This window comes from Kitasatospora sp. NPDC057512 (assembly GCF_042802135.1).
In the GTDB taxonomy this organism is placed as follows: Bacteria; Actinomycetota; Actinomycetes; order Streptomycetales; family Streptomycetaceae; genus Kitasatospora.
The window spans coordinates 1-9,562 of sequence record NZ_JBHVET010000293.1 but is presented as its reverse complement, the minus strand read 5'-3'; the positions used below and the strand labels follow the sequence as shown (position 1 = coordinate 9,562).

The following is a 9,562-nucleotide window of genomic DNA, read 5'->3' as shown; positions in this document are numbered from 1 at the left end:
CCACCGAGGATCTCGGTGGGGCCCTCCGGCGTTCGTCCCGGGGGTCAGCCGGCGTTGAAGGTGTCGACGTCGTACGGGCGGGGGCTCTGCGCCTCGGACTTGATGATCGAGGTGCGGTTCTTGAAGAAGCGGTCGGCGTCCAGGTCGTGCTCCTCCAGGAACTCCAGCGTGGCCGCGTGGACGGCGGCGAGCACCGGGACGGAGGCGTTCTGGGCGTTGTCGACCATGGAGCGGTTCTCCCAGGCCCGGCCGGCCCAGATGTGCCGCAGTCCGAACGGCTCGGGCAGGCCGAGTCCGCCGCCGAGCCAGGTGAGCAGCCCGGGCATCCGGTAGAACGGGGCGCGGACGGCCTGGCGGACGACCTCGTCGTTGTCGATGAGGGGGAGCTTGACGGTGCGCTCCTCCCAGAACTTCACGGTCTTGGCGACCGTCTTCTCCTTGTCCTTGGGCTTGTCGAAGAAGACGCCCTTGACCGGGCCGAGCGCGTAGCCGGACACGGTGATGTTCAGGACGTTGGCGAGCAGGGTGACGGTGACGGTGAAGGTGAGGACCAGCTTGCCGTCGTGGGTGATGAACTGGGTGGCGAGGTAGTGCCGGGGGCCGCCGGAGAAGGTCTGCTTGTCGGCGACGCTCTGCACGGCGAAGTCGCGCATCCGGTCGCCGTCCATGTCGGCGTTGCCGGGGCGGCTGATCTCGTCGGCGCCCTCGCCGATGTCGAAGACCACCCACTGCTTGATGGCGACGTTGGGCATGCCGCTGTTGGCGACGTGGCTGACGCCGAGGCCCTTCAGGTGGGAGGAGATCCGGCGGATCAGGTCCCAGGGGTGGAAGGCGCGGAAGTCGGCGTGGCCCTCGGCGGGGTGGAGGGTGTCGGCGAGGCGCCATTCGCCCCAGCGGCGGCCGGCGCCGAGGATGCCCTTGGGGCCGGCGTAGTGGTGGATGTTGGTCTCCTGCTCGGCGTCCAGCCGGCCGAGCTTGTCGCGCAGGTCGGCGGCCTTCTTGTCGAGGTCGTCCCGGGGGACGGCCTTGGCGACGGTGGCGGCGACGGCGCTGCCCTCGACCAGGGCCTGCCAGCGGCTGCGCAGGTCCTTGGCGGAGCGCTCGACGATCCGGCGGGCGAGGTACCAGCCGATGACCGGCGCGAGCATGGTGATGCGCAGGTAGACGCCGATGAAGCCGCCGGCCGGCGGGCGCAGCGCGAGCAGGACGGCGAGGGCGGCGGCCGCGGCGAGCACGATGCCGCCGTAGACGGCCGCGTTCTTCGGGTTGTCCCGCTTGAGCCAGGCGCGGAGCTGGAAGGCGCCGAGCCAGACCAGGGTGCCGGGGAGGAAGAGCACGCCGGTGGCGATGGAGACGGTGCTGAGCTGCCGGTCGCGGGTGTTGCGCAGTTCCTCGGCGGCCAGGCAGTGCTCGACGACCTGGCGGGTGTCGACTCCGAAGGCCGGGACGAGGGGTTTGCGGGCGCCGCCCAGGGCGCGGGAGACCAGCGCCTTGCTGAAGGCCTCGCCGAGGTTGGGTCGGAAGAGCGCGAAGCGGCCCTTCTTCTCGGTGGCGTCGGTGACGGCGCCGACGAAGCCCTGGATCTCGCCGTCGCGGTAGGCGGTCGAGGAGAGTCCCTGGGTGATGGCGGTCTGCGGCCCGGCGTCGGTCCGGGGTATCTGCGCACCCGGGGTCATGTCGAGTGTGGTCACGGTGGCGTCCCCTCCTCCCCTTGTCAGCGGCAGGTTACCGTGCCGTGGCACCCCCGCGCGGATGATCGTCTGAAGTACCGTCACCGGAGGCCTGAGGGGGATGATGCCCAGCTTCGGGCGGGTCGATGCCCGCTGTGGGAGGGGTGGGGGCGGTGGGGCAGGATGGGTGGTGGGAGTGACGAAAGGGGCGCGGCCGTGAAGGATCCGGTGCTGGTCTTCGACGGGGACTGTTCGTTCTGTTCGTCTTGCGTGCGCTGGGCGGAGCGGTACCTGCGGCAGACGCTGGCCTCGGGGGGCTGGGAGGCGGTGCCGTTCCAGTTCGCGGACCTGGCGGGGCTGGACGGGCGTGCGGGCGGGCGGGGCGAGGTGTCGGCGGAGCGGGCGGAGCGCGAGGTGCTCTGGGTGACGCCGACCGGCCGGGTGTACGGGGGCGCGCAGGCGGTTGCGCGGCTGCTGATGCGCTCCGGCGGGGCGTGGGCATATCTGGGCGCGGTGTTGACGGCGGCGCCGGTGCGGCCGTTGGCGGGGGTGGTCTACCGCTGGGTGGCGCGCAACCGGCACCGGATGCCGGGGGGTACGGCGGCGTGCGCGCTGCCGGCCCGGAAGCCCGTCCGGCCGTAGTCCGGCGCGGGGTCGCTCAGTCGGTGTAGCGCTCGGCCAGGGCGGCGGGCATCGGTTCGTGGCGCAGGTAGGCGCGGGAGAACTCGGCGGTGCCGTGGGTGAGCGAGCGCAGGTCGACCGGGTAGCGGACGAGTTCGAGTTCGGGGACCTCGGCGCGCAGCAGGGTGAGGCCGCTGCCGCCGGTCTCGGTGCCGAGGACGCGGCCGCGGCGGGCGGAGAGGTCGCCGAGGACGGCGCCGAGGTAGTCGTCGGGGAGCAGGACGCTGACGGCGGCGACGGGTTCGAGCAGGCGGATGACGGCGTGCTCGGCGGCGTCGCGCAGGGCGAGGGCGGCGGCGTTCTGGAAGGACGCGTCGGAGGAGTCGACGGAGTGCGCCTTGCCGTCGGTGAGGGTGACCCGGACGTCGACGAGCGGGTAGCCGGTGGCGACGCCCTTGGCGAGCTGGGCGCGGACGCCCTTCTCGACGGAGGGGATGAAGTGTTTGGGGACGGCGCCGCCGACGACGTGTTCCTGGAACTCGAAGCCGGAGCCGGCCGGGAGCGGTTCGACCTCCAGGTCGCAGATGGCGTACTGGCCGTGGCCGCCGGACTGCTTGACGAGGCGGCCGTGGCCGGCGGCGGCGGTGCCGAAGGTCTCGCGCAGGGCGACCTTGGGTTCGACGGTGTCGACGTGGACGCCGTGGCGGGTGCGGAGGCGGTCGAGGACGACCTCGGCGTGGGCCTCGCCGGTGCACCAGAGGACGAGCTGGTGGGTGTCGGGGTTCTGTTCGAGGCGTAGTGCCGGGTCCTCGGCGGTGAGGCGGGCGAGGGCCTGGGAGAGCTTGTCGTCGTCGGCCTTGCTGTGGGCTTCGACGGCGATCGGGAGCAGTGGTTCGGGGAGGGTCCAGCCGTCGAGTTCGACGGGGTGGCCGGGGTCGTGGACGGTGTCGCCGGCGCGGGCGGTGGTGAGTTTGGCGGCGCAGACGAGGTCGCCGGCGACGGCGTGCGGGACGGGGCGCTGGAGTTTGCCGAAGGGGCTGGTGAGGCCGGTGACGCGTTCGTCGCCGTTCTGGTCGGCGGTGTGGGCGGTGCCGGTGAGGTGGATCCTGCTGTCGGGGCGCAGGGTGCCGGCGTAGAGGCGCAGCAGGCTGATCCGGCCGACGTAGGCGTCGCCGGTGACGCGGACGACCTGGGCGGCGAGCGGGGCGTCGGGGTCGCAGGCGGGGGCGGGGCGGGTGCGTTCGGTGGGGTCGGGGAAGGTGTGGGCGATGAGGTCGAGGAGTTCGGCGGCGCCGAGGCCGTTCTCGCTGGTGGGGACGGCGGGGTGGAGGGTGCAGGAGAGGACTTCGCGGCGCAGGCCGGCTTCGAGGGAGTCGGTGTCGAGGGGGTCGCCGGAGAGGTAGCGCTCCATGAGGGTGTCGTCCTGGCCGGAGATGGCCTCGACGAGGCTGTCGTGGGCGGGGGTGGTGTCGGGGAGGGGTTCGGCGTCGCCGTAGGTGTCGCCGGTGAGGAGGTCGACGCTGCCGTCGGGGTGTCCGTCGTGGAGGACGGGCAGGAAGAGCGGGCGGAGGGTGTCCGGGCCGAGGTCGAAGGCGTCGTGGCAGGCGGTGAGGATGTCGTCGAAGCCGGTGTGGGCGAGGTCGAGTTTGGCGACGGCGATGGCGCGGGGGATGCCTTCGGCGGCGCATTCGCGCCACAGGGCGCGGGTGGGGGCGGTGACCGGGTCGGTGGCGGAGACGACGAAGACGGCGGCGTCGGCGGCGTGCAGGGCGGCGCGGAGGTCGGCGGTGAAGTCGGGGTGGCCGGGCGGGTCGATCAGGTTGATCTTGACGCCCTTCCATTCGAGGGGGAGGAGCGCGAGCTGGACGGAGCGCTGCTGCTGGTGCTCGATGTCCTCGTGGTCGGAGACGGTGGTGCCGTCGGTGACGCGGCCGGCCCGGCCGGTGGCGCCGGCGGCGAGGGCGAGGGATTCGGCGAGGGTGGTCTTGCCCACACCGCTGGGGCCGATGAGGACGACGTTGCGCAGGTCCTTCGGGCCGTTGACGGGGGGTGCCTGGCCGGCTCGTGCCGTGCTGCGGTCGGGCATCGGGGTCTCCTCCCGTGGCGCCGAGGCTGTCTTTGGCAGTCTAGGGTCGGGTGTCGATGTGGCGCGTGTCGTGGGGGCCGGTCGGTGACGGTCCGTGTGTGCGTGGTGGCGGGGGCGCCGACCCGGCGGTGCGTGCGCCGGAGCGTGTCCCGGGCGTGGCTACGATGGGTGGGCCGGACGGGCTGATCCGCCCGGCCGTCTGCCGCGCGTTCTGCGCCAGGCGGGTATCTGGGAGATCGGAGCGGCTGGGAAGGCCATGCTCAACAAATACGCGCGTGCCTTCTTCACACGTGTCCTGACCCCGTTCGCCGCGTTCCTGATCCGCCTGGGTGTGAGTCCGGACGCCGTGACGCTGATCGGTACCGCCGGTTCGGTGGCCGGTGCGCTGGTGTTCTTCCCGCGTGGGGAGTTCTTCTGGGGCACCATCACGATCACGCTGTTCATCTTCTCGGACCTGGTGGACGGGAACATGGCCCGCCAGCTGGGCCGGAGCTCGAAGTGGGGGGCGTTCCTCGACTCCACCCTGGACCGGGTCGCGGATGCGGCGATCTTCGGTGGTCTGGCGATGTGGTACGCGGGCAAGGGTGACAACAACCTGCTCTGCGCGGTGGCGATCTTCTGCCTGGCGAGCGGTCTGGTGGTGTCGTACACGAAGGCGCGGGCGGAGAGCCAGGGTCTGCCGTGCGACGTGTCGGGGCTGGTGGAGCGGGCCGAGCGGCTGGTGGCCAGCCTGGTGGCGGCCGGGGTCGCGGGTCTGCACACGTTCGGTGTGCCGTACGTGGAGTGGCTGCTGCCGGTGGCGCTGTGGCTGGTGGCGGCGGGCAGCCTGGTGACGGTGTTCCAGCGCATGCTGACCGTGCGCCGGGAGGCGTTCGAGGCCGACCGAGCGGCGGCCGGGAGCTGATGGGGGGCGTCCTGCGGTGACGGACCGACTGGTGTACTGGGCGTACGCGCTGGGCTGGGGGCTGCTGAAGCACCTGCCGGAGCGGGTGGCCGCGGGGCTGTTCGACCGGCTGGCGGACTACGCGTGGCGCAAGCGCGGCAAGCGGGTGCTCCAGTTGGAGGCGAACCTGCGCCGGGTCCGTCCGGGGTTGGACGAGGCCGCACTGCGGGAGCTGTCGCGGGCGGGGATGCGCTCGTACCTGCGGTACTGGATGGAGTCGTTCCGGCTGCCGGTGTGGAGTCGGGAGCGGGTGGCCCGGGACGTGCAGGTGGACGGTTTCGAGCACCTGCGGGAGACGCTGGAGGCCGGACGGGGCGCGGTGATAGCGCTGCCGCACATGGGCAACTGGGACCTCGCGGGGACCTGGGTGGCGCAGCGGGGCTACCCGTTCACCACGGTCGCGGAGCGCTTGAAGCCGGAGCGGCTGTTCGACCGGTTCGTGGAGTTCCGGGAGGGCCAGGGCATGGAGGTCCTGGCGCTGACCGGCGGTTCGGTGAACGTGATCGGGACGCTGGCGCGGCGGCTGCGCGAGGGCCGGCTGGTCTGCCTGGTGGGGGACCGGGACCTGTCGGAGGCGGGCATCGGGGTGACGTTCTTCGGTGAGGAGACCCGGATGCCGGCCGGTCCGGCGGCGCTGTGCCAGCGGACCGGGGCGGCGCTGATGCCGGTGACGCTCTGGTACGACGGTCCGGTGCTGCGGGGGCGGATCCACCCGGAGGTGCCGGTGCCCGAGGAGGGCGACCGCAAGGAGCGCACCCGGGCGATGACCCAGGCGATGGCGGAGGTGTGGGAGCGGGGCATCCGCGAGCACCCGCAGGACTGGCACATGCTGCAGAGGTTCTGGCTCGCCGACCTGCCGGTCCGTGAGACGGTGAAGGCGGCGCCCGCGGAGCGTGCGGAGGGGGCCCCGGAGCCGGTGGCCGAGGCCTCCGGGTCCTGATCCGTTCCGCCGTCCCGCCCGCACGACCGTCCGAAGGAGCTTGAGGAACCCGTGAAGATCGGCATCGTCTGCCCGTACGACTGGGACGTCCCCGGTGGGGTGCAGTTCCACATCCGGGACCTGGCCGAGCACCTGATCGGCCTGGGGCACGAGGTGTCGGTGCTGGCGCCGGCCGAGGACGACGAGGCGCTGCCGCCGTACGTGGTCCCGGCCGGGCGGTCGGTGGCGGTGCCGTACAACGGGTCGGTGGCGCGGCTGAGCTTCGGGATCCTGTCGGCGGCGCGGGTGCGGCGCTGGCTGCACGACGGCCGCTTCGACATCCTGCACGTGCACGAGCCGGCCGCGCCGAGCCTGTCGATGCTGGCCGCCTGGTCGGCGACCGGGCCGATGGTGGGGACCTTCCACACCTCCAACCCGCGGTCGCGGGTGATGATCGCGGCCTCGCCGATCCTCCAGCCGGGGCTGGAGAAGATGCGGGCCCGGATCGCGGTGTCGGAGTACGCCCGGCGCACGCTGGTGGAGCACCTGGGCGGGGACGCGGTGGTGATCCCGAACGGTGTGGACGTGGGCTTCTTCGCGGAGGCCGAGCCGGACGAGCGCTGGACGGGCGGTGCGGCGAAGGGGGAGCCGGGCACGATCGGCTTCATCGGCCGGATCAACGAGCCGCGCAAGGGCCTGCCGACGCTGCTGGCGGCGCTGCCGCGGATCCTGGCGGAGCGGCCGGGGGTGCGGCTGCTGGTGGCGGGCAAGGGCGACGAGGAGGAGGCGGTCGCGGGCCTGGCGCCGGAGGTGCGGCGGCAGGTGGAGTTCCTCGGCATGGTGAGCGACCGGGACAAGGCCCGGCTGCTGCGCAGCGTGGACCTGTACGTGGCGCCGAACACGGGTGGCGAGAGCTTCGGGATCATCCTGGTCGAGGCGATGTCCGCCGGGGCGCCGGTGCTGGCGAGCGACCTGGACGCGTTCAAGCAGGTGCTGGACGGCGGGGACGCGGGCGAGCTGTTCCCGGTGGAGGACGCGGACGCGCTGGCCCGTACGGCGCTGCGGCTGCTGGGCGATCCGGCGCGGCTGGAGGAGCTGCGGGAGGCGGCCTCGCGGCACGTGCGGCGGTTCGACTGGTCGACGGTCGGCGCGGACATCCTGGCGGTGTACGAGACGGTGACGGCGGGCCAGGCGGCGGTGGTCGAGGAGGACGTGCGCAGCGGTCGGCGCGGCCGGTTCGGGCTGGCCCGGGACTGATCCCCGGCGTCGGTGGGGTTAGGGTCGGGCGTCCGTACCACTGCGATCCACGGGGGCGACGATGCCGCAGATCTCCGTCGACTACTCGGCCGACCTGGCCGGAACCTTCGACCGCCGGGGCCTCGGTCTGGCGATCAACCGGCTGGCCGAGGCGACGATCGACGCGAAGCCGGAGTCCTGCAAGACGGTGTTCCGGCAGAGCGAGGTGCTGGTGGTCGGCACCAGCGGGACGGCCGGCGACACCCAGGTGTTCGTGGAGTTCCAGATCTTCCCGGGCCGTTCGCCGGAGGCGAAGGCGGCGCTGAGCGAGGGCGTGCTGGCGCTGCTGGCGCGGTTCGTCCGGCCGAGGCCGGGCACCCGGCTGTTCACGGCGGTGAACATCGCGGACATCGACCGGGAGAGCTACCGGAACGCGACCGCCCGGGGCTGAACCGGTGACACCGGGTAACGTAGCGGCCCGTGACTACCTGGATCTGGGCCGGCGTGGCCGTGGTGCTGTTCGGCATGTACCTGAGTTGGACGGCCGGTCGGTTGGACCGGCTGCACGCCCGGATCGACGCGGCGCGGGCGGCGCTGGACGCGCAGCTGGTGCGCCGGGCCTCGGTGGCGATGGAGCTGGCGACGTCCTCGCTGCTGGATCCGGCGGCCTCGCTGCTGCTGCTGGACGCGGCGCACGCGGCCCGGCAGGCCGATGACGAGCAGCGCGAGGTGGCGGAGAGCCAGTTGAGCCTGGCGCTGCGGGCGGTGTTCGAGGAGCCGGAGCAGATGGCGGCGCTGGTGGCCGAGCCGGGTGGCGAGGACGCGGTTCGTGAGCTGACGGCCGCGGTGCGGCGGGTGCCGATGGCCCGCCGGTTCCACAACGACGCGGTGCGGGCGGCGCGGGCGGTGCGCGAGCACCGGCTGGTGCGGTACTTCCGGTTGGCGGGGAAGGCGCCGTTCCCGTTGGCGTTCGAGATGGACGATGCCCCGCCGCCCGCCCTCACGCCCGAAGGGGCGCCTGCTTAAGGTGTCCCCCGGATACGGCCCGTTTGTCGTGTCCCGTCGTCCTGGCTGGACTTGGTGGCGCATGAGTGGGCCATCCGGTCTGCCTACCATAGGGCGATAGCACTGATTCATCTTCGAGTGAGGTCTCACGTGTCCACGACCCCCACCACCGCAGACCAGCCGCAGATCGGCACCGCCCGGGTCAAGCGCGGCATGGCCGAGCAGCTCAAGGGCGGTGTGATCATGGACGTGGTCAACGCCGAGCAGGCCAAGATCGCCGAGGACGCCGGCGCCGTGGCCGTCATGGCCCTGGAGCGGGTTCCGGCCGACATCCGCAAGGACGGCGGCGTGGCCCGCATGTCCGACCCCAACATGATCGAGGAGATCATCGAGGCGGTCTCCATCCCGGTGATGGCCAAGTCCCGCATCGGCCACTTCGTCGAGGCCCAGGTGCTCCAGTCGCTGGGCGTCGACTACATCGACGAGTCCGAGGTGCTGACCCCGGCCGACGAGGTCAACCACTCGGACAAGTGGGCCTTCACCACCCCCTTCGTCTGCGGCGCCACCAACCTGGGCGAGGCCCTGCGCCGCATCGCCGAGGGCGCGGCCATGATCCGCTCGAAGGGCGAGGCCGGCACCGGCAACGTCGTCGAGGCCGTCCGCCACCTGCGCCAGATCAAGAACGAGATCGGCAAGCTGCGCGCGCTGGACAACAACGAGCTGTTCGCCGCCGCCAAGGAGCTGCGCGCCCCGTACGAGCTGGTCAAGGAGGTCGCCGAGCTCGGCAAGCTGCCGGTCGTGCTGTTCTCCGCCGGTGGCGTGGCCACCCCGGCCGACGCCGCGCTGATGCGCCAGCTGGGCGCCGAGGGCGTCTTCGTCGGCTCCGGCATCTTCAAGTCGGGCGACCCGGCCAAGCGTGCCGCCGCCATCGTGAAGGCCACCACCTTCTTCGACGACCCGAAGGTCATCGCGGACGCCTCCCGCAACCTGGGCGAGGCCATGGTCGGCATCAACTGCGACACCCTGCCGGAGACCGAGCGCTACGCCAACCGCGGCTGGTAACCACCCGCAGTTTTCCGAGC

Annotated in this window: 9 protein-coding genes; 7 read left to right on the top strand and 2 right to left on the bottom strand. The window is 72.5% G+C overall.

Annotated elements, in window-relative coordinates:
• Window positions 1-44 precede the first annotated feature (44 nt).
• On the bottom strand, window positions 45-1,691 hold the full coding sequence (locus ACFU6K_RS20175) for a hypothetical protein (protein WP_380664836.1): 1,647 nt from the start codon (window positions 1,689-1,691) through the stop codon (window positions 45-47).
• Window positions 1,692-1,886: 195 nt separating this feature from the next.
• Here ACFU6K_RS20175 and ACFU6K_RS20170 point away from each other — a divergent pair, with 195 nt between their 5' ends.
• Window positions 1,887-2,312: a thiol-disulfide oxidoreductase DCC family protein gene (locus tag ACFU6K_RS20170; RefSeq protein WP_380664832.1), complete on the top strand. Its 426-nt coding sequence runs from the start codon at window positions 1,887-1,889 to the stop codon at window positions 2,310-2,312.
• Window positions 2,313-2,328: 16 nt separating this feature from the next.
• On the opposite strand, the gene ACFU6K_RS20165 is transcribed toward ACFU6K_RS20170, so the two are convergent.
• Window positions 2,329-4,377: an elongation factor G-like protein EF-G2 gene (locus ACFU6K_RS20165; RefSeq protein ID WP_380664830.1), complete on the bottom strand. Its 2,049-nt coding sequence runs from the start codon at window positions 4,375-4,377 to the stop codon at window positions 2,329-2,331.
• Between the two features lie 256 nt (window positions 4,378-4,633).
• Between ACFU6K_RS20165 and pgsA the strand changes: the two genes are divergently transcribed.
• From pgsA to pdxS, 6 genes are all read left to right on the top strand, one after another.
• Complete coding sequence (pgsA, locus tag ACFU6K_RS20160) at window positions 4,634-5,281, top strand: phosphatidylinositol phosphate synthase (RefSeq protein ID WP_380664828.1); 648 nt, start codon at window positions 4,634-4,636, stop codon at window positions 5,279-5,281.
• 16 nt (window positions 5,282-5,297) lie between these two features.
• On the top strand, window positions 5,298-6,260 hold the full coding sequence (locus ACFU6K_RS20155; RefSeq protein ID WP_380664825.1) for a phosphatidylinositol mannoside acyltransferase: 963 nt from the start codon (window positions 5,298-5,300) through the stop codon (window positions 6,258-6,260).
• A gap of 51 nt (window positions 6,261-6,311) precedes the next feature.
• The gene (locus tag ACFU6K_RS20150; protein ID WP_380664823.1) at window positions 6,312-7,496 is read left to right on the top strand and encodes a glycosyltransferase family 4 protein; all 1,185 of its coding nucleotides are present in this window, start codon (window positions 6,312-6,314) and stop codon (window positions 7,494-7,496) included.
• Window positions 7,497-7,557: 61 nt separating this feature from the next.
• A complete protein-coding gene (locus tag ACFU6K_RS20145; protein WP_380664821.1) occupies window positions 7,558-7,926 on the top strand; it encodes a 5-carboxymethyl-2-hydroxymuconate Delta-isomerase in 369 nt (122 codons plus the stop codon).
• Window positions 7,927-7,955: 29 nt separating this feature from the next.
• The gene (locus tag ACFU6K_RS20140; RefSeq protein ID WP_049651430.1) at window positions 7,956-8,501 is read left to right on the top strand and encodes a membrane protein; all 546 of its coding nucleotides are present in this window, start codon (window positions 7,956-7,958) and stop codon (window positions 8,499-8,501) included.
• A 129-nt stretch (window positions 8,502-8,630) separates the two neighbouring features.
• Window positions 8,631-9,542, top strand: a complete 912-nt coding sequence (gene pdxS, locus ACFU6K_RS20135; protein ID WP_049651429.1) for a pyridoxal 5'-phosphate synthase lyase subunit PdxS — start codon at window positions 8,631-8,633, stop codon at window positions 9,540-9,542.
• The last annotated feature ends 20 nt before the right edge of the window (window positions 9,543-9,562 follow it).